Below are 23,055 nucleotides of genomic sequence, written 5' to 3'. Positions count from 1 at the left end.
AATACCGCTATAAAAGCACTTTAATCAAAACCTCCGGTTATGTGACAAGATAACATCTTGATTAGCGTGATTAAGACCGCCGGTTCATTAATCAATTGTCTCCGCGCTGTTCTTTTTCTACTTGCTGCTCTTGAATGATTTTAAGTAGCGAAGGCAAGAAGTCTCGCTCTATAAACGATTCATTATTCCAGATCTTAGACTTCATTAACGCTTTGGGACAATGGAAAAGTAGCGAGTCAACCGTTACTTTAATCACTGACTTTGGTTTTGTCTTTCCGTCTAGACAATGCTCTCTGAGTTCGTCGTCATTGTGGATGGATGCGGTACCCCTAATACGCACAATATCTTCTATGCCGGGCACAATAAACAACAAGCCAACTTGTGGATTGGTGATGATGTTGGTTAGGGTATCTAAACGATTGTTACCTGAGCTGTCGGGAAATGCCAACGTTTTATCGTCCAGCACTTTGACGAAACCCGCGTCGCCACCACGTGGCGAGAGATCCAAAAAGCCATCTTGATTCGTTGAAGAAAGAAAAAATAATCGGCTGTTTTTGATGAAAGTACGAGCATGCTTATCTAAGTGTTTGATGTCTTTTGCCACTGCTAACGGGTGAGGGTTGTTATACAGCTCTCTCAATTCTTCTAATGTCGTTATTTGAGTCATTTGATACTTTACTTTGGCTATCCATTAACATGTTGCGTAAGTTATATAGGATTTTATTGAAATTAGTTCTCATTATCATCATATAACTGATGGCGGGAGTCAAATAAAGCCAATAAAACGGATATCGGCTTTCCCCAAATTATGAGATCGAGTTAGTTATCTCGATTTTATCAACTAACATCGACGTAATGTGAAGGCGCAAGCGTAATAGTAATAAGTATCCAGACTCTCTGCCCATATTACCTTTTCTGACTTTACCAGACGCACTATTTATTGCGGTTACGAAGCATTATAAAAAAAGCGCTTCTTTTGAAGCGCTTGTTATTACAATGCGTTGTGCCAGTTTAGTATTCTGACGATCTCACTCTGTGAAATCTACAGTTCACCCATTCGAATGCGCTCTGAACGAGAGCGTAAATATTCCAGTGTGAGAAGAAGTAGCATTGAAACCACAACGAGCAGTGTTGCAACCGCTAGGATTGTCGGATTGATTTCTTCACGCAAGCCAGAAAACATCTGGCGTGGAATCGTTCTTTGTTCCGGCCCGGCTAGGAATAACACCACAATAACTTCATCAAAGGAGGTGACGAAAGCGAATAGCGCTCCGGATATTACGCCCGGGCGGATAAGCGGCATGATGACTTTAAAGAATGTGTAAGTCGGTTTGGCCCCCATACCCAATGATGCGTTCACCAGTGAATAATCGAAGCCCGCTAATGCTGCGTTAACCGTAATGATTACAAATGGTGTCCCCAACGCTGCGTGGGCGATGATAACCCCTAAATAGCTTCCGGCCAGATTGAATTGAGTATAAAAGAAGAACATACCCGCCGCGGTAATGATCAATGGGACTATCATTGGTGAAAGTAACATCGCCATAATAGCGCGCTGGAATGGCATATCTGAATTACTCATCCCAATCGCAGCTAATGTACCAAGAACGGTCGCGATAATGGTTGCACAGATACCAATAAAGAAACTGTTTTTAATAGCCAGTATCCATTGGTCATCAGCGAATATCTGTTGATACCACTCAAGCGAATAGGCATCAGGATCCAGTGCTAACATGCCATCGGTAAACGTAAAGAAGGGCTCTGCGTTGAAGGACAGCGGGACAATAATTAGTATCGGCAGCATCAAAAAGACCAATACCAAATACGCAGTGGCCGATAAACTGATCGAACCTAGTTTCTGTAGTGGTGAGTAGTAGCGAGGAAATCGAAACATATCTTAGCCCAACTTAATGTTATTGACGCCGACAAGGCGATCGTAAATCCAATATAGCAGTACGATAAGGATCAGTAGCAGACTGCCTAAAGCCGCGGCTAGCTCCCAGTTGTTAGAGGACTGCATGTGGAAAGCGATAATATTACTGATCATCTGTCCGTCGGTACCGCCTACCAACGCTGGCGTAATGTAGTAACCAATCGAAATAATAAATACTAGAAGCGCACCGGCACTTAGGCCCGGTAACGTCATCGGAAAATAAATCTTAAAAAAAGCTGGCATGGGTTTGGAACCCAGAGACAGCGCTGCTCGGAAATAGCTCGGGTCGATATTCTTCATGACGCTGTACAAAGGCAGCACCATGAACGGCAACAGAATATGAGTCATAGCGATGACGGTTGCAAATTCGGTATAGAGCATCTCCAGCGGTTGATCGATTATCCCAATGCTTTGGAGAGTACTGTTGACCACTCCATTCGTTTGCAGAAGCGCTATCCATGAAGTGGTTCGAACTAATAATGACGTCCAAAACGGAAGTAGTACGAAGACCATCAGTGTGTTCGCTTTTCTGCTGCTAGTGTTCGCCAAATAGTAAGAGAGAGGAAAGGCGAGTAGGGCAGTCAGCAGTGTTATCGTCAGAGCTATTCGTAGGCTTCGCCAGTACAGCTTGAGATAGATTTGGGTGTCACGAGCTTCGATATTACCTGCGTGATCACGTTCGAGATCCATTGCTGTCAGGTAATAACGCTCGGTCCACACGCCACCAAGCTTTTTCATCGCTGTCCAAATCTCTGGATTTTTCCATTTTTTGTGTGTAGCAAGGAGCTGTTTACCTTCTCCTGTTTGTAACTCTGCGGTATCAATACGTTTTAGCTTTCTTGCTGTGGATTTAATTAGGCTTGATGATCCAGGAACTGCACGGTTGAGTTCTTCAGCCAATTTCCCTGAATTGCGATCACTCGCCAAAGTCTGAAGCTCAACACTAAATGCTTCTAATACTGGAGCTGGAGGGAGTGTTTTTTTAGATGCATCCCATTGCTTCATTTCTGCGAGTGTCTGTGGAATCAATTGTGCAACCGTTGGGTGATAGACACTTCGGTAGAGCATAGTTGCAATGGGTGCAAGAAATGCCAGCGTCACAAAGCACAAAAGGGGTAGCGTAAACGCCAGTAAACGGATTTTCTTACGCCTCAACTGTTTCTGACTGTGGGCTATCTCTTCAATACTTAAATGTGCTGACATTTCTTTCTCCTAGATTACTTGAGTAGCCATTCGTTAAACTTCTCGCCTAGTGATTCGCCATAATCGGCCCAGAAAACACTAGAAGCTTTCAAACCTTCATCAAGGTGAGAAGATGGCAGCATAGGAATCACGCTCTTATCAACATACTTGTATGATGATTGTCTTGTTGGACCATAAGCGATGTCTGGCATGCCTGATAGCGGTTTAGAACCTGTCGCGTAACGGATAAATTCTTGTGCTACTTTCTTGTGTTTGGTGCCTTTAACCACGGCCCATACGTCTAAGTCGTACAAGTGACCATCCCAAACCATTTCAAATGGCTTACCTTCGGCTTTGATAGCGTTGAAGATACGACCGTTTGCTGCCTGAACCATCACAGCACCACCATCGTTTAGCAATTGAGGAGCCTGAGACCAAGAGTCAAACCACACAATGTCATCTTTGATTGTTGCCAGTTTATCTAGCGCTCGTTGTTGACCTTCTTCTGTTTCAAGTACTTCATACACTTTTTCTTTTGGCACACCATCGGCTAGAAGAGCCCATTCCATATTCACCTGAGGACGCTTACGTAAAGCACGTTTACCTGGGAATTTCTTAGTATCAAAGAGATCTTCCACTGTCATTGGCTTGCCGCCTTTGATAGTGTCTTTGTTGTATGCGTATAGAACGGTCCATACGATGTTACCCACACCACATTCATTCGCGAGCGCTTCTTTTGCGAAGTCTTTTGCTGCTGGAGTACCATCATCACCTGCAGGCAAGGTATCCATAGGGAAAGGTTCTAACAGACCTTCTGAACAAGCACGCTCAAGGTCGATTACTTCCATATCGATAACATCCCAAAGTACGTTACCACTCTCAACCTGAGCTTTTAGCTCCGCGACACCGCCAGAATAGTTTTCAAAAAGGATCTTGTTGCCGGTTTCCGCCATATATGGGTCAAGCATGTACTTTTGCTGGGTTTCTCCGTAAGAGCCACCAAATGAAACAGCAGTAAACTGTTCAGCTGCAACACTTGTACTTAGTGCACCTGCCAGGAGCAGCGCAAGGGATTTTTTACTGATCATGTAGATTCCTTTCATGTTGATAGTTTGGGTTGTAAATCTGGTTTATGGTTTCTCTAACGCCAGTGCTGTTGTTGCTGACCAGGTTAGCTTTGTGATTTCACCAGGTTTGAAGCTTGGTGCCTGTTGATCATTAAGTACCTTGACCATTACCTCAGTCTTATCGCCGAGCTCAAATAGGTAACGTATAAAGTCGCCTACATAAAGATGAGTGATAAACTTGGCTTTGATGCTGTTGTCGTTGTGAGACGTTGGAGTACCAATAAATAGATTTTCTGGACGAACAGTCAGAATGCATTCCTGACCAGGTTCGAGTTTGTTGGGAGAAATCGCGCGGACTCGGCTTTCATCTCCAAGAGTTAGCTCAAAGAAGTCGCCATTTCTCTCGTGTACGTACGCAGGGATATTGTTGTTCTCGCCGATAAAGTCGGCAACAAAGGCATTCGCAGGCTCTTCATATAAAGTATCCGGGCTGGCACATTGCTGAACAACACCGTTATTAAACACAGCGATTCTGTCTGACATCGTCAGTGCTTCAGTTTGATCATGAGTCACGTAGATAGCCGTAAAGCCAATCTTTTCATGCAGACGTTTGATTTCAAATTGCATCTGCTCACGAAGGTTTTTATCTAGTGCACCGAGAGGTTCATCCATAAGTACAATGGATGGTTCAAAGATGAGTGATCGCGCAAGAGCTACCCTCTGTTTTTGACCTCCAGACAACTGACCAGGATAACGTTTTCCAAACTGTTCGAGTTCGATTAAAGCTAATGAATCATTGACACGTCGCTTAATCTCTTGTTCGGGTAGCTTGCGTACTTTTAGAGGGTAGGCGAGGTTTTCTGCCACAGTCATATGAGGGAAAAGAGCGTAATGCTGGAATACCATTCCGATATTTCGATCATAAGGCGCCACGTCGGTAATTGGTCGTCCATCTACCAGAATTTCACCGCTTGTCACGTCTTCAAATCCTGCTAGCATCATTAGACAGGTTGTTTTTCCTGAACCAGAAGGTCCTAGCAGAGTGACGAATTCTCCCTGACGAATATCCAGGTTGAATTCCTTTACCACCAAAGTGCTCTGATCGTAGCTCTTTTTTACCTTCTTAAATTGTACGTATTTTTCATTACACGTGTCGCTCATCTAATCCTCACTAGCTCATCGTCGAGTCCTCTCCATTTTGAGGACAGATGTCTCGATATAAATCACATTTCTAGTACGAAGCACCGAAATTAACCAATATTGTGTTTATTTGGTGCAAATAACGTTCAAATAATACTGATTTATATGGTGAATGAGTTGTCTGCAAGACCCATACCAATTAGGTGGGTTTTTGTAATAGATTGATATTACTTGCTTATGTGTTTGGTTCTATATCGATATGGAATGCGGGATAGACGGAGTAATTTTTGATCTAATCTTTTTGAAAGCGATATTCGACGAACAAGCAAATAATTGTTATGTTATAACATTTATGTTAGTGATACTCATTAGGTGAACATAATTCTTTGGGCTGTAATTAAGGGCGTTACTCATAGGTTTTTGTGTGTCGGGTCATTACCTTTAAATTTTAAAAATTTAGAGCAACGCCTTTTTGAAGAGCTCAATCGACTTCGAACCCTTGAATCGAGTATTGAACAGGTACTGCAAGAGCTGCAGTAAGTTCTCTATATATAAGCAGAGAAAATATATTGGTATGAAAAAGCAAAAGAGCCCATGTATTGATGTGTGTGATTTTTCACATCCTAAAGGTTGGTGTTTGGGCTGCGGTAGGACTCGCGAAGAATGTAAGTCTTGGAAGGCGATGAAGCCGTACGCAGCAAATATCTTAAATAAAGAGCTAAAAAAGCGAATGGTGCAAATTCAGCATGAGTCTTAGGGTTTTTGTCCGGCTACATTGAGATTTCAGTATTATGTAAATGCGTATTAGCCCCATCAGTAGGGTTAATGCGCAGGCCACGGTACTAGCCAAACGGTTATGGTGAAATGCTGTGGCTTATGGTTACAGGCTCGCTCAGAAAGCTGTCATTTCACGGGATCACTTTATGATTCATTGTTTATGATGTAACTCAGTTTATTTTTTAAAACACTAAATGCTGATTCCGCACTGCTTTGTGGATTGGAAAGGTGGGTGATAAGAGTCATCAAGTAACAGTCAAAAATGATGTCTGCTTGCTGTGGACCTATATTGGCGTTCGGATTTGAAAAAATCTGTTGTATTTGAGTTTGGATATGAGCGAATTTATCAAGTTGCCATAAAGCGTCATTAAGCAATACTCGTCCCAATTCCGGGTAAAGAAAGTAGTAGTCGTAATAGGCCCGGCAAAGCCGCAAAAGATCCTCATATGTGGGGCATTCTAATCGTTTTACTTCAGACTCAAATATATGCGCTATCTTTTTTTCCATCCCAGCCCTGAGAAGATCGACTTTAGTGGCGAAATGACTAAATACGGTACCATCAGAAACTTTAGCCGCACGGGCGATTGCCCGAGTAGTCGTTTGCTCATATCCATCCTGTTCAAACAACGCCCAAGCTTTTTCAAGGATATGTTGCTTTGTTCTTTCTCGTTTCGTTGTTTGCACCATGTTGCTCCGCTCACATAATTTAAAATTGAGTGTACTCATTTTTGTATTTATTTGCAAAATTGAGCGCGCTCATATTATTATTGAGCGCGCTCAATTTGTGGGGAGACCAAAATGAAATTAATCGGGTTTACTATTTATTTGCCATTCCAATTTGTATTTTCTTATGTTGTCGCACCGTGTTTAATATTGGTTTTACTTTTAGGTGGGGTAATTCTACTGTGCATTATTGGCGGTAAAGATATTCGTACTGCATTTCTTAATGAATTCATCAGTTTTCGACAATACTCTTGCTCGGAGGGAAAGTGATGTCAGTATGTTTTAAAAAAAACAATGCCCATGTCTTGTGGTTTAGAGAGTGAGAAAAGATATGGCCATTACGTAGATAGTTTTGAAGTGGTTGTGTCTCGTGAGTTGTCAGCAAAATTGGTGTATTACGCCATTTTTGCCTATCTGCCTAAGTCAATTCAATTGGCCTTGGTCGTACGTAATAAGTTGGTATCTCTTTTTGGTTTTAGGCCTTCATTGACAGTACTTTCGGTGCCGGTAGAAGACCTATCTGCTGGAACTCAATGCGGTGATCTCATTTTTTACAGAGTTGATGATGACGAAGTCATATGTGCGACTAATGAGCGTCATCTTGATATCTGGTTATCAGTTCAAAGAGTCGGTAATCAAATGTACGCTGTGACTACATTAGTCAATACGCATAGTTGGCTTGGAAGACTCTATTTAATGGTGATTAGACCATTACATAAATTGGTGGCACGTCAGGCAATCTTGTCTGCGTTGAATCATCAGCGCCTGTAGATTTTATCAATAGGGCATACAGGCGAGGGAACCAATATACGATGATAACTGTAAGTAGCTAGAAGTTAGTTAGGACATCAAACCGATATATCGAGGAAGTTCTGATGGAACTTGTATCGAAAACTTATAAAGTCTGAGCGATAGCTTATTGTGTTCAAGTTGTTTGTTGTAACTTTGTGATTTACATTCAGTATCACTCATATTCCTAGCTTGACCCATATTCTTAATTACCTCAGAGTGTTGGATTTTATACTATCTAATAATGATGGCTTTATATAAACGTTGAAATGAGATGTACGATGGCACCAGAAGATGAAATTACAAAACTCAAACAGCTTGAAAAGGAATTAGTTCAGGTCACTCAAGAATTTACTATTTGGCAAGTGAATGACTATCGACTGGCAGATACGAAATCAGCGCCCGATCAGCTGCATGTCGAGAAAGGTGAGCAGTTGCAACAAAAAATGGACCAAGCACAATGCGCCTACGCCAAGCAGATAGAGTACGTGAGAAGCTTTTCGTAGTCATAGAGAAAAGGTTCCAGATTATTTAGCAGTTTAATTCTAAGATATAAGTATAAGAAAAGCGCATACTAGTAGAAATTTGTGTTTGATATTTGCGTTCTTTATGCAGTTACTTATTGTCACTTTTGTTGTCTTAGCTATTATTCATCTGCTTTTTAATCAGTTTGGTTCAAGCCGCAGGGCAGCACATCTAGCTCTAGGAATTTGCGCTGTCTATGTTGTTTTATTTTTGTTCGTTCCTCCTTTTACCAGAGGTATGAGTTCAAAAATCTATCTGGGTAGAGGCTATGGTATTTTGCCCATGCTTCCTCTTTGTACCATCCTATTTCCAAATCTGATTCCAGAAATGTCGGAGCGAACTAACCAAATTATTGGTTGGTTCGCTTTTATTGGTTCAATATTTATCTTACTACTCTTTAAATATTGGATTTGGCAGGGATAGAATTCGTATCTATCAGAGATTAGGTTCTTTTACATAACATGGGAACTGACGTTGCTGGTGCTGGACGAGATCTATATCCAATTCAAATGAAACGATAGGATTAGTCGCTGATGTTTCAGCAATTAAAGTTCCGTCGGGCGCAAAAGCAAAGCCATGACCACCAAAGGTAATATCATCACTAAATCGTCCAGCACGATTGGAACTTACAACATAACAGCCCGAAACAATCGCTGCGAGAGAGGCTGCCGTTTTCCATTTTTCTACGTTTTGTTCGGTTGAACGAGGAACAACAATAAGATGGGCTCCCTGACGTCGATAAGCGCGCGCCCATTCGCTAAACATGACTTCAGTACATAGCATAAAACCAACTGAAACCTGCCCGATATTAATGACCTCAAAGCCAGATTGATCACCTTTGAACCATGCGGCTTCGTAGAATCCAGGTTCATCAGGAAAGTACTGTTTACGGTGGGCTCGATGATAGACGCCATTGATCAACGCAAACGCTTCATTGGCAAGTTTTGAGTCATGTTGTATCGGCCTTGATGATAGAACAACAGGTAGTTCCAACTTTTTAAGAGCCTCTACACCCAGCTCATTTTCCCGGATAACGTCGCTAGCTGTCACCGCATCGTATTCGGCTTTGTCGAATAGCCAACGGCCGAATGGCATTTCGTTTGTCAGTAATACATCGCTTTTTTCCAATTGAATCAATTGCTTTTTATCTTCCCATTTAGGGCTATCGGCTTGTAGATTTTCGGGTAATTCAACGAAAGTCACTTTCATATCATGGTTCCTGATTAACACTCGATTTGTCCTTGGGAATACATTAAGGTAAAAGCGTTCTATTGCGGATAGTCAACCCGCCGCCATTTGACCGCGATATGTCAGATTTCACGACGGATCGTCAGTGCGTGGTTTAAGTCCCTAAACAAATACAATAAAAGCGATTGAAGTTGGTGCTATGGATAAATTTGACCAAAAAATAATTGCCTGTTTGAGTGACGATGCGCGTCAGTCAAACGCTGAAATAGCGCGGCAGGTAGGACTTTCTCGAACGGCTGTGTTGGAGCGTATTCGCAAACTCGAAGATAGCCATTATATCACTGGTTATCGAGTTGAACTTAAGCCTTCGGTAAACAAGGTTGCGGCATACTTTCAGCTCGCTTTTACCCACAGCTGCTGCGAGCAGATTGAGGTGATTATTCGTCCTTATCCTGAGATAAAACATTGCCATAGTACATCGGGTGAAGTGGACATGATGATATTTGCAGAGGCGGAAAGTATCACACAATTAAATGATCTTAGATTACGTTTGGAACAACTCCCTAATCTAACAAAAATAATTACGCATACTGTTTTGGAAGAGCGGATTAGACGGTAGGGCTAGCGCTTAAATTAACCCTACCAGTTTGAATAGTTACTGATTCTCTTTCATTGCAGAGACGAGCGAAGGATCGTTCATAAGGTTGAACAGCATTCCTTTTGCTGAAGAGCGTTGAGAATCAGTAAGTGGCTTATTGGGATTTTCTCTAAACTGCGTCAGGATACTTTTAACGAACTTATTGTTGGTACCAGATAACTCATAAACAAACCGCAAAGTATTGAGTAGTTCATCTTGAGCGAGACTGTATACCGCCATTTCTCTGCTCAAGTTATCCATGGCAAGGAAATCATTGACTACGGCTGTTCTTTCTATTTTGAATTTTTCTTTCGCTTCGTGAGCATCTATTAGAGCCTGAACTCGTTCAGCAATCGCCACCGGGACATCCATTGTTATCGTTTCTTTAGTCATAACTGATTCTCCTGAGTATTTGTGGGATTTGAGCGCATTAGATGAGCACAACCTGCTGGTATTTATGACGAATTCTCTTTTAATCTATTGAATCATAAATCAAATAGATCTCAGGCGCAATTTACACTAGGGAATGTTTAGTAGAACCATTGTTCATAACTACGCAAATTTTCGTACAGCAGTTTCGTTGTCATGATAATTGTGACTGAAATAAATACAGGCCTAACCATTCGCGTCCCGTAAGAAAGAACACACTTACTACCGATAATCGATCCAATGATTTGTCCTATCGCCATCATCAAACCCAATTGATAATCAACATGCCCAAGCATGATAAACAGTACGAGTGAGACAACATTACCGATCAGATTCAATGGTTTGGTTGCCATCGTCGCCTGTTTTAATGTGTATCCCAGTAAAGCGATAAATGAAAGCATCCATAAGGAACCTGTACCAGGGCCAAAAAAGCCATTATAAAAACCGATCACTAAGCCAAAAGTAATCATAAAGGAATGGGGTTGCAGCTTAGGATGACTGGCTTGATCGGATTTAAGCCTTTTGGACAATATGGAGTAAAGGGTGACCGCGACCATAAGAAAAGGTAGCAACTGCTCTAGCATCGTTTTGTCTAATATACTGACTGCATAGGCACCCAGAATTGCGCCGACAGACGTTGCAATAACCCCGATGAATAGTCCTTTGATGGGTAATTCCTTACTCTTAAGATAAACCAGTGAGGTTGTTAATTCGCCAATCACGGCTTGTAGTCTGTTTGTTCCTAGCACTGTCATTGGTGGTAACCCGACCAGCATCAGACTGGGAACTGTTATAAGGCCTCCGCCACCCGCGATCGCGTCAACGACGCCGGCAAATATTGCTATGACAAGCAAAAATAAAACAATCCAGAGGTCGTAGTGTGAGAAAAGATTTTCCATGTCTATCTATGTCTTTGTAGTTGAATGAGTCTCCATTTGTATCATTGCCTAATATGTAGTTAAATTAATCATTATTTATTTCATCATTAAGGTTGGACTTAATGCTGTCGTCGCAAGATTTAGAGTTTTTTGTGGTTGTTTCCGGAAGTCGTTCTTTGGCCGCAGCGGCAAGAAAATTGAATGTGACGCCTCCTAGTGTCTCTCAGCGCTTGCAGAACATTGAGCGCAAGCTTGGTGTTAGACTCGTTGAGCGAACGGCTCGCCTGATTTCACTGACTGAGGAGGGGAAAGTACTCGCTCACAAAGGGCAGGGTGTTTTGCAGGAGTTGGAAAATCTAACTCAACATGTTTCTGAGCAGAAACTGGCTATTTCTGGAAGTCTTAGAGTGATTTGCTCACTCGGTTTTGGCGAAAAACACATTGGGCCATTAATAGGTGAATTTCAGCAGAAGTATCCCCTTACTACGATAGAGCTCTACTTATCTGATATTCCTAAGTGGTCAGAACATAATAGTCCTGACATCATGTTTTACATTGGTTATTTGCAGGACTCATCCCTCAAAAGAGTTGTGCTAGCAAAAAATAGACGCTTGTTACTTGCTACACCGACATATCTGCAGTCTATGCCCGCGATTGAACATCCTAAAGATTTAGAACATCATCGTTGTATCGCTCTGCGAGAAAATGATGAAGACGCAACAATGTGGCGCTTAACTCATAGTGAGTCGGGACAAAACGTGAGTGTCCGTGTTCATCCTGTCCTTGCGAGTAACGTCAGCAAAGTAACGAAAGATTGGTGTTTGGCACATCAAGGAATTATTCAACGCTCTGAATGGGATGTGAAAGAAGAACTAAAGCAAGGTCAATTGCTTCGGGTACTGCCGGATTATCAATTTGCGGAAGCGGATATCGTTGCATTGTTGTCATCCGAACAAGTGACCCGCTCGCGGAAAGTATCCGCATTTCTTGAATTTGTTAAGCGGCGTTTGGCAGAACGGCTTGCCTGACCGTTCAATCGAAAAGGATTCGTATATGAAAACAATAGGTCTTATTGGTGGTATGAGTTGGGAGTCAACGCAAAGCTATTACCGAATAATCAACGAAGCCGTCAAAGCAAAACTGGGTGGGCAACATTCTGCGAAATTATGTTTATACAGTGTCGATTTTGCAGAGATCGAAGTACTACAGCATCAGGGGAAATGGGCTGAAACGGCAGAGATTCTAGGCGATGCTGCTTTATCGTTGGAAAAAGCTGGTGCTGACTTTGTCATGATTTGTACGAATACCATGCATAAAGTGGCCCCTGAAATTGAAGCTAAGCTAGCCATTCCTATGTTACATATCGCTGACGCAACTGCGCAGCGTCTCCAGCATGACGAGATAACCAAAGTTGGGTTATTGGGAACCCGCTTCACAATGGAGCAGGATTTTTATAAAGGTCGTATTACAGATAGATTTGGTATTGATGTTGTCGTTCCAGAGCGCGACGACCAAACGATCATTCACGATATTATCTATACCGAGTTGTGCTTGGGACTGATAAAGCCAGAATCTAAGCATGCGTACCTAAAAATTATCAATAAACTGGCTGAGCAAGGCGCACAGGCAATTATTCTCGGATGCACAGAAATTGCGTTGTTAGTTCAACAAGCAGATACAGATATTCGTTTGTATGATACGACTGAAATTCACGCTATGAGTGGTGTCGGTTACGCGCTTGCTAGCGAATAGTCCCACATATTACGGCGTTGAAATTTCCTCAGCGATGCGTAAAATTTCCAATCCTTTTTTTGGTTCTTGGATGATACATGTATATCGGTTTTGATTATGGTACGGCTAACTGTTCAGTAGCGGTAATGGAGGGAGATTCCGCCCGCATGCTGCCTCTTGAAGGGGACACACCTTTTATTCCTTCAACCTTGTGTGCACCAACTAGGGAGTCGGTCTCGGAGTACCTGTATCGTTTTTTTAAGATTGAGCCGGAAGATGCCTTGGGTAAGCAGCTATTGCGTAGCGCTATTGCAGGAAATCGCGAAGAAGATATTGAGTTGGAATCTGGGGATTTGTTGTTTGGACAGGCCGCATTAGACAGTTACCTGGCCGATCCCGAGTTTGTCTACTACGTTAAGTCTCCCAAGTCATTTCTGGGAGCCAGTGGACTTCATGATATGCAGATTCGATTTTTCGAAGATCTTGTTTGCGCCATGATGGCCAATATTAAACAGAAATCTGAATTCGCACTGCAACGGTCGGTCTCGCAAACAGTAATCGGTCGCCCCGTCAATTTTCAAGGTCTCAAGAGCGAACTAGCAAACCAGCAGGCCGAGAGCATTTTGTATCGAGCTGCTAAAAGAGCGGGCTTCCAGAATATCGAGTTTCAATTCGAACCGGTTGCGGCAGGACTTGATTATGAAAGTCAGCTGACTGAGGATAAAACCGTCTTAGTGGTCGATATTGGTGGTGGTACGACAGATTGCTCATTGATTAGAATGGGTCCTAGCTATCGAAACCAGTTAGATCGTCAGGCAAGCTTATTAAGCCACAGCGGAAGTCGGGTTGGTGGAAACGATCTGGATATTCATCTTGCGTTCAACCGTATTATGCCCGAGCTGGGTAAAGATTCGAAGCAGCAGCGTGGCATCTTTATGCCGACGAAACAGTTTTGGAATCCAATCGCTATCAACGATGTTGTGGCTCAGACTGATTTCTATATGGCGAGTAATCGCAAAGCCTTAGAACAGTTAAAAAGTGATGCTGCACAACCTGATTTGCTTGAGCGCTTACTGGCCGTGTATGAACATAAGCTCGGTTATCAACTTGTTCTTCATGCTGAGCAGACAAAAATCGCCATGTCCGAGCAGAATGAATTTACTTCAACGCTCGACTTAGCAGGCGTTCATCGTTTTGATACCGTTGTGGATCGAAACCAAGTAGAAGAGTCGATCGCTACACCAGTGAGCAAAATGGTTGAGCTCATTCGTGAGGCATTAACTCAGGCAAGCGATAAGCCTGATGTAATCTATATGACCGGTGGTAGCGCACGATCACCAATACTACGTGCTGTTGTTGAAAGTGAATTACCTGGTATTCCTGTTGTATCAGGCAACTTTTTTGGTTCGGTAACAGCAGGGCTCGCTCGATATGCGGAAAAAGTGTTTGGTTAATGAGCCAGATATTTTGCTAGACTGAAGACGTTATTCTGCTCGAAAGGGGCCGTTTTGAATACCAATAGAAAGCTGACGTTCGCTACTGCGAATTTATTTAATTTTATTGAACCTCCTGGTGCTTACTACGACTTTGAAAATATTTATGAAGCTGAGGACTGGAAAGGTAAATGCCATTGGACCAAAGAGCAGTTTCGTATTCTTGATGCAGACATTATTGGGGTTCAGGAAGTCTTCAGCATAGACGCAGCGAAACAGCTTTTTTCTGAATTGGGCTACCCTTATTTTGCTTGTGTTGATGAGCCACACATCGAAGATGAATACATCTATTCTCGCCCTGTCGTGGCTTTAGCATCTCGCTATCCGATTGCTCTAGCGCAGAGTGTCACTCTGGATAGAGAGATTGAACAGCTCTACCAAACGTCAGTTCCTGATTTTAGCCGTAAACCGATTTACGCTCGAATAGGAGTGCCTGATATTGGCGATATTGCGGTTTATGTTTGTCACTTGAAATCTCAGCGAGCCGCAGAGAGTGTCGATGAGAGTAGAGAAGAACAGGTCATTGGTAAATGGCTGTCTAGCCAGCAACGAGGTTGGGAAACGGTGATGCTAAGATTGTTCATGGAACAGCAGTATGCTTCGCATCCGGTACCAACCGTATTGATGGGGGATATGAATCAGTCGTTAACCAGTGACATCACCGGGCTTCTGACCAAAGAGTTTACTCAGAATGAAACGGTTCTTTCCCTAAGAGACAGTTGGGGTATCTACAACAAACGATATCCCGACTTAGCTCGTGTTCCTACCCATTACCATTTTGCTAAAGGTAATGTTCTTGATTACATCCTCGTTTCTCAGGAATTTCAGGCGGACTCATCTTGTTCGTTAGCAGATTTGGTCGATTACCGTGTTCTTGACCCGCATTTAATTAATCCGATTTTTGAACGTGACAAACAAGCGAGTGATCATGCTTTTGTTGCGCTAACAGTCGAGTTTATTCTTTAGCATTTAACTCTGCGTAAGTATGCAAAAGCTCAGTTAATGTCGTCACCCAGCTAAATGCGTCCTGTGGTGTATTTTGCAGAATCTTTTCTACTTGCTCGCAATGAAATGCTAATGGAATCGCGTTTTCTAAATTGAACGATACTGCATAAAAGTGCCACATAATCAGTCTCGTCATACGCTCACTGTTTTGTTTAGCGTTGTCTGAATCATCAAAGGCTTGTTGTATTTCACTGAGAGCAATAGCGGTCATTCTTAGCATGGCATCGAATCGCGCTGATAGTAATCGCTCCTCGCTATCGACTTCTTCCTGCTCAAAAGTGAATATTTCGCTCATGACATCCTCTGGAACCATTTTACTCAGCATACGGGCACTGAATTCTTCTAGTACATCTCGTGGCATTTCAGTCAGGCATTGATAGGTATAATCGCGAATCATAACGTACTCTACAGGGACAATGAAAATAGACCGCCGCATTCTAAATACTTAGCGGGGAATTACCACCTCTAATGCAGGATGAATGCAGAGTTTTAGAGTGTGGTATTCCACTATTCAATATTTTCTTCAGTGAAGATACTGAATGATACTTTCCCATCTTGATAAATATGCGGTTCGAAATTGTTTGCTAAATGGTTGAACATGATATTTAACGATAACTCGGCGTGACGTTGAGCATTCTGGTCGAGCGTGAAATACAAGTTTTGATCTTTTAGCAACGACTCTGTTGTTGGGTAGAGCTCGTGGGTGATAAACGGACATTTCCCCGTTTTGTTGTGTTTGCTTAACCATTCACCTACCGCTTTGTTTCCCGCACCTGAGTTATAAATACCGATAATATTTTCTCGGTTATGGGCTTCTAGAATACCTCGGATTGTATCTCGCTCATCATTGCCATAATAAATATCACTGATTTCGACCTTGTTATGTTTTGCCATCACCGTATGAAAGCCATCCATACGCTGAATATGCGCTTGATAATCAAAGCGCCCACTAATGACGATGATCTTGCCTTCTTCTCTGATCATTTTGGACATAAGAGAGCCAGCCGTTCGGCCCATCTGGTACTGATCAATCCCAACGTGGCATAACCTTTTGGCCTTGGGTAAATCCGTTGCCAGAGTGATTACTGGCGTTCCTTTGTCGTGACAAACGCTCAATGCTTCATAAACTGCATCGTTATCATTAGCAAATACAATAATGCCATCGTATCGATCAGCACTATTTCTTAAGTGAGAGGCGAGTTTCTCTGGTTGATCCTCAGGCATCAAAGTACAACGTAGTCGGATGTTGCGGTACTGATGTGCCTGAACAAGCTTAGTAAAACTGGCGGTTAGATATTTAAAAAAGTGTGAAGGATTTTTGCTGAGTATGACTTCAACTTTCCAAGGTGCTTGATATACCTCTGGAAGAACCCGATTAATCCCTAGTTCTTTTGCTGCACTAATAACTTTCTGTGCCGTTTTAGGCGATACACCACCGCGTTCGTTGATGACTCGATCAACAGTCGCGATTCCGACCTGTGCTTTTTCTGCAATTAAGGAAAAAGTGGATTTCTTCATAAGACGTAAATGAACTTTTACTCATTAATAATTCAAAAAATTGTATCACCAGACGTTGTCTGAGTATGTTTTGTAAGGAACAAATTTATGCTCGGGATTAAATTTTGTGATCGCGTTAAAGTTTCATCTTCACACATTTCGTTGGTAAAAAATAAAGCGTTATTAATCAGTGAGTTGAATGATGAAAACCCATCAAAATTAAAGTATTCAAATGAAAGTGATGTCGATAACATTGAGCTCGTTAAACGGAAATAACGAACGGATAAGACCATTTAAACCCATACGTTAATGTTTTGATTACTGTGTATATACGGATGGGAAATTAGCTGCGAATTAGCAGCAAAATAACAATATTAAATACTAACGTGAAATTATAATGAGGTAGTGAACATGACCACTCCAATCAAATTTGCTCTAAACCACATGCTTTGTCCTAAAGTTCCTGCTGAAACGCTCATTGATTACGCAGTTCAGCTTGGCCTAGATGCAATCGAGTTACGCAACGATGTGAATGAAAACAGCCTGACCTCTGTTGAGCAAGCCAAAGCCGTTGGTGCCAAAGCAAAAGAAGCTGGTGTAAAAATCCTGACTATCAATGCCATTTATCCATTCAATGTTTGGGACGACGAACTAAAAGTAAAAACCGAAGCTTTGGCGGAGTTAGCGGGTGCCTGTGGTGCAGAAGCCATTGTGTTGTGTCCTCTGAATGATGGAAATGAAAGAACCAAAGCGCAAGTAAAAGAGTCGCTAACCAATATCAAATCCATTTTTGATAAATATGGTCTAAAAGGTTATGTCGAACCACTTGGCTTCCCAATTTCCTCACTGCGCACTAAAGCCGCTGCCGTTGAAGCGATCAAAGAGTTGGGTTTTGAAGATACGTTCAAATTAGTTCATGACACCTTCCACCATAAAGGTGCGGGTGAAACAGAAGTGTTTGCAAAAAACACAGGGCTAGTTCATATCTCTGGTGTAGAAGACCCTGCAATTACGTTTGAAGAAATGTTAGACGAGCACCGTTTGATGGTGGGTCCTGAAGACCGTCTTGATAACGTTGGTCAGATTAAAAAGCTTGTTGCTGCAGGCTACACTGGCTACTTTGCGTTTGAACCATTCTCTGCTCCTGTTTGGGATTTACCTGATCATGTCGCAGCGGCTAAAGAAAGCATGCAGTTTATTCTAGACCGCATCTAATATCTGCTGAAGAAGCCAAAACGGATCGGATATTTAAGGGGATTTAAATGGATAGAAACAAAGTTAAATTAGGCGCTGCTCCTATTGCCTGGACTAACGATGATTTACCCAGTTTGGGGGCAGAAAATACGTTTGCTCAGTGTGTGAGTGAAATGGCCTTAGCGGGTTTTACCGGCAGTGAAGTCGGATGTAAGTACCCAAAAGATACAGCGCTTCTAAAGGAAAAACTGGCCTTGCGTGGTATTCAAATCTGCAATGCGTGGTTTAGTACCTTTTTCGCTGATGGAAAAGATGACCAGACAATTACCGAATTTGTTGCTCACATGAATTTCTTGCATGAAATGGGCGCAAAAGTCATCGGTTGTTCTGAACAGAGTGGCAGTATCCAAGGTACAGATAAGGCTGTATTCGAGGAGAAACCTCAGTGGAGTGATGAAGAGTGGCAACGTGTTGCTAATGGTTATAATCAGTTAGCCAAACTTGCAGCAGAGAAAGGCATGAAAGTCTGCCTTCACCACCACATGGGTACAGGAGTACAGACGCCTGCAGAAATCGATCGTTTTATGGAAATGACCGATGATGCGGTTGGCTTATTGCTTGATACTGGGCATATCTATTATTCAGAAGGAAGTCAGGAAGCGATTATGCAGGTTCTAGACAAGCATATATCTCGTATTCCTCATGTTCATTTGAAAGATATTCGTGATGAGAAACGTCAACAGGTTATTGCCGAGCATCGCTGTTTCCTTGATGGAGTACGCCTTGGTGCATTTACGGTTCCTGGTGATGGAGTCATTAACTTTAAACCTGTATTTGATGCATTGGACAAAGCCGGTTACGAAGGGTGGATGGTTGTTGAAGCCGAGCAGGATCCAGGTGTTGCCGATCCTCTAGAGTATGCACTCAAAGCGAGAAAATATATCTCTGATGTGGCAGGGATATAATTTAATCTAATTAATTAAATATATTAAGGCGAGATTTTTATCTCGCCTTTTTTATTTATTTTATATTTATTTTATAATGGAATATTAATGATGGCTTTTAATCAAAATAGGCAGTTTTTTGAAAAATTTATATTGATCGATATCGCATTTATTTATTTGTTTAGTCATTAAAATCCCTTTCGAAGTATAAAGATACATTGAAATTAAAATTAACGTAAATATTCAGTGTGCTTATTAACCCTACAAAACGAAGGAAGAACATCATGACATTACGAGTTGGTGTAATTGGCGTTGGTGCCATTGGTAAAGAACATACAAAAAGAATTCATAATCTATTACAAGGTGCTGAAATTGTTGCTGCGACCGATGTTGATCCGTCTGCCGTTCAAGCCTTTCTTCAGACAGAAAATATTCCTGCGGAAGTGTACGCGACAGGAAAAGAATTGGTTCATTCATCCGATGTCGATGCCATCGTAGTGACATCTTGGGGACCAACTCACGAAGAGTTTGTATTAGAAGCGATAAAAGCGGGTAAACCGGTATTCTGTGAAAAACCGCTAGCGGATACTGCTGCCGGTTGTAAGCGTATTGTAGAAGCAGAGATGGCAGCAGGTAAAAAACTCGTCCAGGTTGGCTTTATGCGTCGGTACGATGCGGGCTACAAAATGTTGAAAGCTGCGATTGCAAATGGCGAACTTGGTGAGCCATTACTCGTACACTGCTGTCACAGAAACCCAGAAGTACCAGAGGCTTACTACGGTGATATGCCTTTCTCTGATACCTTTATCCATGAAATTGACGTACTGCGTTGGTTAGTTGGTGATGACTATAAATCGGTTCAGGTTATCAATCCTAAACGCACTAAATACACACATGCTAAACTGCAGGACCCGTTGATGGTTATTGTAGAAACACGTGGTGGTATCCATATCGACGCGGAAATTTTTGTAAACTGTAAATATGGTTATGACATTCAATGCCAGGTTGTAGGCGAAGAGGGCGTGGCTAATCTTCCAGAGCCTATGAGTTTATTGACTCGTAAAAATGCTAAATTATCGACTGATATTCTTACAGATTGGAAAGTCCGCTTTTTTGAAGCTTACGACGTTGAACTTCAGGATTGGATTTACTCTACACTAAAAGGTGAAGTTAACGGTCCAACAGCATGGGATGGCTATTTTGCAGCGGTAACATCGGACGCATGTGCTGAGGCTCGTGTTTCAGGTAACGTTGTCGATATTGATATGCCAGAAACGCCTGAATTTTATAAATAATATATTCCATATTAGATGCAAGTAATTATATATTAATGACCAATAGAAAGAGAATGTCTATTTAAGCTTTCTCTTTCTATTATAAATGTAATATTTTCTCATTGAGTGTTTTTATTTAACCAATCCATGAATGTTTGTACTTCATTTGAATGATTTGTTTCAGGTAACACTATATAATATCCATTATTTGACTCAAGGCGAAATTGCTTAAATGCCATCAGCAGACCATTTTCTATGGTTGAATTAAGTAACGGTTCCCATGCTAACGCAATTCCCTGACCTGCAATCGCCGCTTGTACTACCAGAGTATAATTATCGAATTCCATCAATGACTCTGGTCTCGCGTACTGATTTTGGTATTGAGCTAAAACTGTATCCCATGTTAGCCATTTTGAGCTCAGCTCTGATTTTAATTTTAGTAAAGGAACAGACGGAAGATCGGTAATCGACAGATTCCCATTCATTTCTTCGAGTAATCTGGGACTACACACCGGGTAGACGATTTCAGAAAAGAGTTTTTGAGCTTTGCGTCCTGAAAAATAGCCATCACCAAATAGAATGGCAATGTCGGTGTCCTGAGTGGAGAATTGACTCGGAGTTTGGGAGGTTTCTATGCGGATATCGATCTCGGGATGTTCGCGCCGAAAGCCTGCTAACGTTGGCATTAGCCAATAAGATGCAAAAGCGAAATCAGTTAAAAACCTAAGTACTTTGTTCTGCTTCTTTTTACGAATTTTTGCCAAGGTTGACTGCAATTCGCCCAAGCTTTTTTGTGCCGTATTCTGCAGCATAAGCCCATCTTCAGTCAGTTTGACACCACGATAGATTCGCTCAAACAGCTGAGTATCTAGCCATTCTTCTAACCCTTTCACTTGTTGACTTACCGCAGACTGCGTTGTGCCCAGCTCTTTAGCGGCTGCTGTAAAACTCAGTAGTCTGGCAGATGCTTCGAACACTACCAGTATCTGCAGGTTGGGCATGTCGTTTCTATATAACATTAGTTCAGCTTATATATGGCATAAATTTTTAACAAGTTTACAACATATTCTGGCACATGTAATCATGATCTAAATTCGAAAACAAAATGGAAAGAATCATGTCAGCTCAACCCAATATACTCTTCATCATGGCTGATCAAATGGCGACGCATTCACTGCCGTTTTACGGCAACGCTATCGTTAAGACACCGAATTTAAGTCGACTCTCTGAAGAAGGCGTCACATTTGATTCTGCATATTGTAATAGCCCATTATGCGCGCCATCTCGTTATACACTAATGACAGGACAACTCCCTAGTATTATTGGCGCTTATGATAATGCGGCTGACTTTCCTGCAGATATTCCCACTTTTGCTCATTATCTACGGGCACAAAACTATCAAACGGTCCTGTCGGGTAAAATGCACTTTTGTGGGCCAGACCAGCTCCACGGTTTTGAAAAGCGCCTAACGACTGATATTTATCCCGCTGACTATGGTTGGTTTCCAAATTGGGATAAGCCGAATGAAAGACCAACCTGGTATCACAACATGTCATCTGTGACTCAAGCTGGTCCGTGTGTGCGCAGTAACCAGCTCGATTTCGATGACGAAGTCGTATTTCATGCGAAACGCTATATCTATGACTACGCGAGAGAAAATCCAGATAGACCATTTTGTCTGACAGTGTCTATGACGCACCCTCATGACCCTTACACGATTCCGCAGGAATATTGGGATCGATATGAGAACGATGAAATTGATTTGCCCAAGATAAGATTAAGTCAAGAGGAACAGGACCCTCACTCTCGTCGTTTACAGGATGTGTATGAATTCTACGCACAAGAAATCAGTGAGCAAGATATTCGCAATGCACGTCGCGCCTATTATGGAGCGATAAGTTATGTAGATGACCAAATCGGTCAGTTATTAACGGCATTAAAAGAGTCCGGCTTAAGTGATAACACCATCATTGTTTTTTCTGGTGATCATGGCGATATGCTGGGTGAGCGTAACCTCTGGTACAAAATGTCTTTCTTTGAAGGTTCCGCCAGAGTCCCGATGATCATTCACTATCCGGAAAAATTTGCTGCTAAACGAGTATCGAAATCGGTTTCAACTATGGATTTGCTGCCGACATTCGTGGATTTCGCATCAAATTCTACACCGATGGATTATCCCATGCCTATTCAGGGGCGTAGCCTGCTGCCTCATCTGAACGATGACGCACAAGCGCACGATGAAGTTATCGGTGAATATTATGGTGAAGGTGCGATTGCGCCGGTATATATGATTCGTCGAGGAAAATATAAATACGTTCATTGCCCGATAGACCCAGACCAGCTTTACGACTTAGAAGCGGATCCATTTGAATTAGTTAATCTTTGTGATGACTCTTCCCATACTGAGGTCCAGACGAGTTTTAGGGAAGAAGCGAAAGCGCGGTGGGATGCGGAGAAAGACACTGAAAATGTTCTGGTAAGCCAGCGTCGCAGACGTTTAGTTGTTGAAGCTATGAACCATGGTGAAAAACTGCCTTGGGATCATCAACCTATATTTCAAAGTAGTGAAATGTACATGCGCAATCATATTGATTTGGATGATCTTGAAGCCAAAGCTCGTTTCCCCAAAGTGTAATGCTGAGATAAATG

Annotated in this window: 26 protein-coding genes; 14 read left to right on the top strand and 12 right to left on the bottom strand. The window is 42.1% G+C overall.

Features of this window, described 5'->3' with window-relative positions; all coding sequences use genetic code 11:
* Positions 1-91: 91 nt before the first annotated feature.
* The 5 genes from EES38_RS13130 to EES38_RS13110 form a co-directional block, all read right to left on the bottom strand.
* Positions 92-667, bottom strand: coding sequence for an MSMEG_1061 family FMN-dependent PPOX-type flavoprotein (locus EES38_RS13130; RefSeq protein ID WP_124937664.1), 576 nt, complete (start codon positions 665-667; stop codon positions 92-94).
* Positions 668-1,042: 375 nt separating this feature from the next.
* Positions 1,043-1,894: an ABC transporter permease gene (locus tag EES38_RS13125; protein WP_124937663.1), complete on the bottom strand. Its 852-nt coding sequence runs from the start codon at positions 1,892-1,894 to the stop codon at positions 1,043-1,045.
* Between the two features lie 3 nt (positions 1,895-1,897).
* Positions 1,898-3,136 (bottom strand): ABC transporter permease, encoded by a 1,239-nt coding sequence (locus tag EES38_RS13120; protein ID WP_124937662.1) that lies wholly within the window; start codon positions 3,134-3,136, stop codon positions 1,898-1,900.
* Between the two features lie 14 nt (positions 3,137-3,150).
* Entirely contained in the window at positions 3,151-4,203 is a 1,053-nt protein-coding gene (locus tag EES38_RS13115; RefSeq protein ID WP_208020443.1) for an ABC transporter substrate-binding protein, read from the bottom strand.
* 42 nt (positions 4,204-4,245) lie between these two features.
* Positions 4,246-5,343, bottom strand: a complete 1,098-nt coding sequence (locus EES38_RS13110) for an ABC transporter ATP-binding protein (protein ID WP_124937660.1) — start codon at positions 5,341-5,343, stop codon at positions 4,246-4,248.
* A gap of 553 nt (positions 5,344-5,896) precedes the next feature.
* On the opposite strand from EES38_RS13110, the gene EES38_RS13105 reads away from it, so the two are divergent.
* Positions 5,897-6,079, top strand: a complete 183-nt coding sequence (locus tag EES38_RS13105; protein WP_124937659.1) for a DUF1289 domain-containing protein — start codon at positions 5,897-5,899, stop codon at positions 6,077-6,079.
* Between the two features lie 164 nt (positions 6,080-6,243).
* Here the strand turns inward: EES38_RS13105 and EES38_RS13100 are convergent, their stop codons facing one another.
* A complete protein-coding gene (locus EES38_RS13100; protein WP_166434263.1) occupies positions 6,244-6,786 on the bottom strand; it encodes a TetR/AcrR family transcriptional regulator in 543 nt (180 codons plus the stop codon).
* Positions 6,787-7,122: 336 nt separating this feature from the next.
* Between EES38_RS13100 and EES38_RS13090 the strand changes: the two genes are divergently transcribed.
* The 3 genes from EES38_RS13090 (at position 7,123) to EES38_RS13080 (ending at position 8,559) form a co-directional block, all read left to right on the top strand.
* Positions 7,123-7,593, top strand: a complete 471-nt coding sequence (locus EES38_RS13090; protein WP_166434262.1) for a DUF2867 domain-containing protein — start codon at positions 7,123-7,125, stop codon at positions 7,591-7,593.
* Between the two features lie 299 nt (positions 7,594-7,892).
* Complete coding sequence (locus EES38_RS13085; RefSeq protein WP_124937655.1) at positions 7,893-8,117, top strand: hypothetical protein; 225 nt, start codon at positions 7,893-7,895, stop codon at positions 8,115-8,117.
* A gap of 103 nt (positions 8,118-8,220) precedes the next feature.
* Positions 8,221-8,559: a hypothetical protein gene (locus EES38_RS13080; RefSeq protein WP_124937654.1), complete on the top strand. Its 339-nt coding sequence runs from the start codon at positions 8,221-8,223 to the stop codon at positions 8,557-8,559.
* A 12-nt stretch (positions 8,560-8,571) separates the two neighbouring features.
* Here EES38_RS13080 and EES38_RS13075 read toward each other — a convergent pair whose 3' ends face one another.
* Positions 8,572-9,345 (bottom strand): carbon-nitrogen hydrolase family protein, encoded by a 774-nt coding sequence (locus EES38_RS13075; RefSeq protein ID WP_124937653.1) that lies wholly within the window; start codon positions 9,343-9,345, stop codon positions 8,572-8,574.
* Between the two features lie 178 nt (positions 9,346-9,523).
* Here EES38_RS13075 and EES38_RS13070 point away from each other — a divergent pair, with 178 nt between their 5' ends.
* The gene (locus EES38_RS13070) at positions 9,524-9,943 is read left to right on the top strand and encodes an Lrp/AsnC family transcriptional regulator (protein ID WP_124937652.1); all 420 of its coding nucleotides are present in this window, start codon (positions 9,524-9,526) and stop codon (positions 9,941-9,943) included.
* A 36-nt stretch (positions 9,944-9,979) separates the two neighbouring features.
* On the opposite strand, the gene EES38_RS13065 is transcribed toward EES38_RS13070, so the two are convergent.
* Positions 9,980-10,354, bottom strand: coding sequence for a hypothetical protein (locus EES38_RS13065; protein WP_124937651.1), 375 nt, complete (start codon positions 10,352-10,354; stop codon positions 9,980-9,982).
* A 137-nt stretch (positions 10,355-10,491) separates the two neighbouring features.
* Positions 10,492-11,289 (bottom strand): TSUP family transporter, encoded by a 798-nt coding sequence (locus EES38_RS13060; RefSeq protein WP_124937650.1) that lies wholly within the window; start codon positions 11,287-11,289, stop codon positions 10,492-10,494.
* A 101-nt stretch (positions 11,290-11,390) separates the two neighbouring features.
* On the opposite strand from EES38_RS13060, the gene EES38_RS13055 reads away from it, so the two are divergent.
* From EES38_RS13055 to EES38_RS13040, 4 genes are all read left to right on the top strand, one after another.
* Positions 11,391-12,296 carry a LysR family transcriptional regulator gene (locus EES38_RS13055; protein WP_124937649.1) on the top strand — a complete coding sequence of 302 codons (906 nt, stop codon included), beginning with the start codon at positions 11,391-11,393 and terminating at the stop codon, positions 12,294-12,296.
* Positions 12,297-12,321: 25 nt separating this feature from the next.
* On the top strand, positions 12,322-13,020 hold the full coding sequence (locus EES38_RS13050) for an aspartate/glutamate racemase family protein (protein ID WP_124937648.1): 699 nt from the start codon (positions 12,322-12,324) through the stop codon (positions 13,018-13,020).
* Positions 13,021-13,097: 77 nt separating this feature from the next.
* Complete coding sequence (gene yegD / locus EES38_RS13045; RefSeq protein ID WP_124937647.1) at positions 13,098-14,453, top strand: molecular chaperone; 1,356 nt, start codon at positions 13,098-13,100, stop codon at positions 14,451-14,453.
* 54 nt (positions 14,454-14,507) lie between these two features.
* A complete protein-coding gene (locus EES38_RS13040) occupies positions 14,508-15,458 on the top strand; it encodes an endonuclease/exonuclease/phosphatase family protein (protein WP_124937646.1) in 951 nt (316 codons plus the stop codon).
* Here the strand turns inward: EES38_RS13040 and EES38_RS13035 are convergent.
* Entirely contained in the window at positions 15,448-15,894 is a 447-nt protein-coding gene (locus EES38_RS13035) for an exoribonuclease R (RefSeq protein WP_124937645.1), read from the bottom strand. The genes EES38_RS13040 and EES38_RS13035 overlap by 11 nt on opposite strands.
* 110 nt (positions 15,895-16,004) lie before the next feature.
* On the bottom strand, positions 16,005-17,015 hold the full coding sequence (locus EES38_RS13030; RefSeq protein WP_124937644.1) for a LacI family DNA-binding transcriptional regulator: 1,011 nt from the start codon (positions 17,013-17,015) through the stop codon (positions 16,005-16,007).
* Positions 17,016-17,102: 87 nt separating this feature from the next.
* Between EES38_RS13030 and EES38_RS22160 the strand changes: the two genes are divergently transcribed.
* The 4 genes from EES38_RS22160 to iolG all read left to right on the top strand — a co-directional run bounded on the left by EES38_RS22160 (position 17,103) and on the right by iolG (position 20,427).
* Positions 17,103-17,270: a hypothetical protein gene (locus tag EES38_RS22160; RefSeq protein ID WP_166434261.1), complete on the top strand. Its 168-nt coding sequence runs from the start codon at positions 17,103-17,105 to the stop codon at positions 17,268-17,270.
* 135 nt (positions 17,271-17,405) lie between these two features.
* Positions 17,406-18,209, top strand: coding sequence for a TIM barrel protein (locus EES38_RS13025; protein ID WP_124937643.1), 804 nt, complete (start codon positions 17,406-17,408; stop codon positions 18,207-18,209).
* A gap of 47 nt (positions 18,210-18,256) precedes the next feature.
* Complete coding sequence (iolE, locus tag EES38_RS13020; protein ID WP_124937642.1) at positions 18,257-19,153, top strand: myo-inosose-2 dehydratase; 897 nt, start codon at positions 18,257-18,259, stop codon at positions 19,151-19,153.
* Positions 19,154-19,416: 263 nt separating this feature from the next.
* The gene (gene iolG / locus EES38_RS13015; protein WP_124937641.1) at positions 19,417-20,427 is read left to right on the top strand and encodes a bifunctional inositol 2-dehydrogenase/D-chiro-inositol 1-dehydrogenase; all 1,011 of its coding nucleotides are present in this window, start codon (positions 19,417-19,419) and stop codon (positions 20,425-20,427) included.
* Between the two features lie 98 nt (positions 20,428-20,525).
* Here iolG and EES38_RS13010 read toward each other — a convergent pair whose 3' ends face one another.
* Positions 20,526-21,425, bottom strand: a complete 900-nt coding sequence (locus tag EES38_RS13010) for a choline sulfate utilization transcriptional regulator (RefSeq protein WP_124937640.1) — start codon at positions 21,423-21,425, stop codon at positions 20,526-20,528.
* A 98-nt stretch (positions 21,426-21,523) separates the two neighbouring features.
* Here EES38_RS13010 and betC point away from each other — a divergent pair, with 98 nt between their 5' ends.
* Positions 21,524-23,041, top strand: coding sequence for a choline-sulfatase (betC, locus tag EES38_RS13005; protein ID WP_124937639.1), 1,518 nt, complete (start codon positions 21,524-21,526; stop codon positions 23,039-23,041).
* Positions 23,042-23,055: the final 14 nt, after the last annotated feature.

Origin of the sequence: Vibrio viridaestus (genome assembly GCF_003856525.1) — a bacterium.
In the GTDB taxonomy this organism is placed as follows: Bacteria; Pseudomonadota; Gammaproteobacteria; order Enterobacterales; family Vibrionaceae; genus Vibrio; species Vibrio viridaestus.
This window is presented reverse-complemented; position numbering and strand designations above follow the sequence as displayed.

Coding starts and splice junctions, on each gene's coding strand:
- EES38_RS13130 (WP_124937664.1), bottom strand. CDS start 667: ATGACTCAAATAACGACATTAGAAGAATTGAGAGAGCTGTATAACAAC.
- EES38_RS13125 (WP_124937663.1), bottom strand. CDS start 1,894: ATGTTTCGATTTCCTCGCTACTACTCACCACTACAGAAACTAGGTTCG.
- EES38_RS13120 (WP_124937662.1), bottom strand. CDS start 3,136: ATGTCAGCACATTTAAGTATTGAAGAGATAGCCCACAGTCAGAAACAG.
- EES38_RS13115 (WP_208020443.1), bottom strand. CDS start 4,203: ATGATCAGTAAAAAATCCCTTGCGCTGCTCCTGGCAGGTGCACTAAGT.
- EES38_RS13110 (WP_124937660.1), bottom strand. CDS start 5,343: ATGAGCGACACGTGTAATGAAAAATACGTACAATTTAAGAAGGTAAAA.
- EES38_RS13105 (WP_124937659.1), top strand. CDS start 5,897: ATGAAAAAGCAAAAGAGCCCATGTATTGATGTGTGTGATTTTTCACAT.
- EES38_RS13100 (WP_166434263.1), bottom strand. CDS start 6,786: ATGGTGCAAACAACGAAACGAGAAAGAACAAAGCAACATATCCTTGAA.
- EES38_RS13090 (WP_166434262.1), top strand. CDS start 7,123: ATGTCTTGTGGTTTAGAGAGTGAGAAAAGATATGGCCATTACGTAGAT.
- EES38_RS13085 (WP_124937655.1), top strand. CDS start 7,893: ATGGCACCAGAAGATGAAATTACAAAACTCAAACAGCTTGAAAAGGAA.
- EES38_RS13080 (WP_124937654.1), top strand. CDS start 8,221: ATGCAGTTACTTATTGTCACTTTTGTTGTCTTAGCTATTATTCATCTG.
- EES38_RS13075 (WP_124937653.1), bottom strand. CDS start 9,345: ATGAAAGTGACTTTCGTTGAATTACCCGAAAATCTACAAGCCGATAGC.
- EES38_RS13070 (WP_124937652.1), top strand. CDS start 9,524: ATGGATAAATTTGACCAAAAAATAATTGCCTGTTTGAGTGACGATGCG.
- EES38_RS13065 (WP_124937651.1), bottom strand. CDS start 10,354: ATGACTAAAGAAACGATAACAATGGATGTCCCGGTGGCGATTGCTGAA.
- EES38_RS13060 (WP_124937650.1), bottom strand. CDS start 11,289: ATGGAAAATCTTTTCTCACACTACGACCTCTGGATTGTTTTATTTTTG.
- EES38_RS13055 (WP_124937649.1), top strand. CDS start 11,391: ATGCTGTCGTCGCAAGATTTAGAGTTTTTTGTGGTTGTTTCCGGAAGT.
- EES38_RS13050 (WP_124937648.1), top strand. CDS start 12,322: ATGAAAACAATAGGTCTTATTGGTGGTATGAGTTGGGAGTCAACGCAA.
- yegD (WP_124937647.1), top strand. CDS start 13,098: ATGTATATCGGTTTTGATTATGGTACGGCTAACTGTTCAGTAGCGGTA.
- EES38_RS13035 (WP_124937645.1), bottom strand. CDS start 15,894: ATGATTCGCGATTATACCTATCAATGCCTGACTGAAATGCCACGAGAT.
- EES38_RS13030 (WP_124937644.1), bottom strand. CDS start 17,015: ATGAAGAAATCCACTTTTTCCTTAATTGCAGAAAAAGCACAGGTCGGA.
- EES38_RS22160 (WP_166434261.1), top strand. CDS start 17,103: ATGCTCGGGATTAAATTTTGTGATCGCGTTAAAGTTTCATCTTCACAC.
- EES38_RS13025 (WP_124937643.1), top strand. CDS start 17,406: ATGACCACTCCAATCAAATTTGCTCTAAACCACATGCTTTGTCCTAAA.
- iolE (WP_124937642.1), top strand. CDS start 18,257: ATGGATAGAAACAAAGTTAAATTAGGCGCTGCTCCTATTGCCTGGACT.
- iolG (WP_124937641.1), top strand. CDS start 19,417: ATGACATTACGAGTTGGTGTAATTGGCGTTGGTGCCATTGGTAAAGAA.
- EES38_RS13010 (WP_124937640.1), bottom strand. CDS start 21,425: ATGTTATATAGAAACGACATGCCCAACCTGCAGATACTGGTAGTGTTC.
- betC (WP_124937639.1), top strand. CDS start 21,524: ATGTCAGCTCAACCCAATATACTCTTCATCATGGCTGATCAAATGGCG.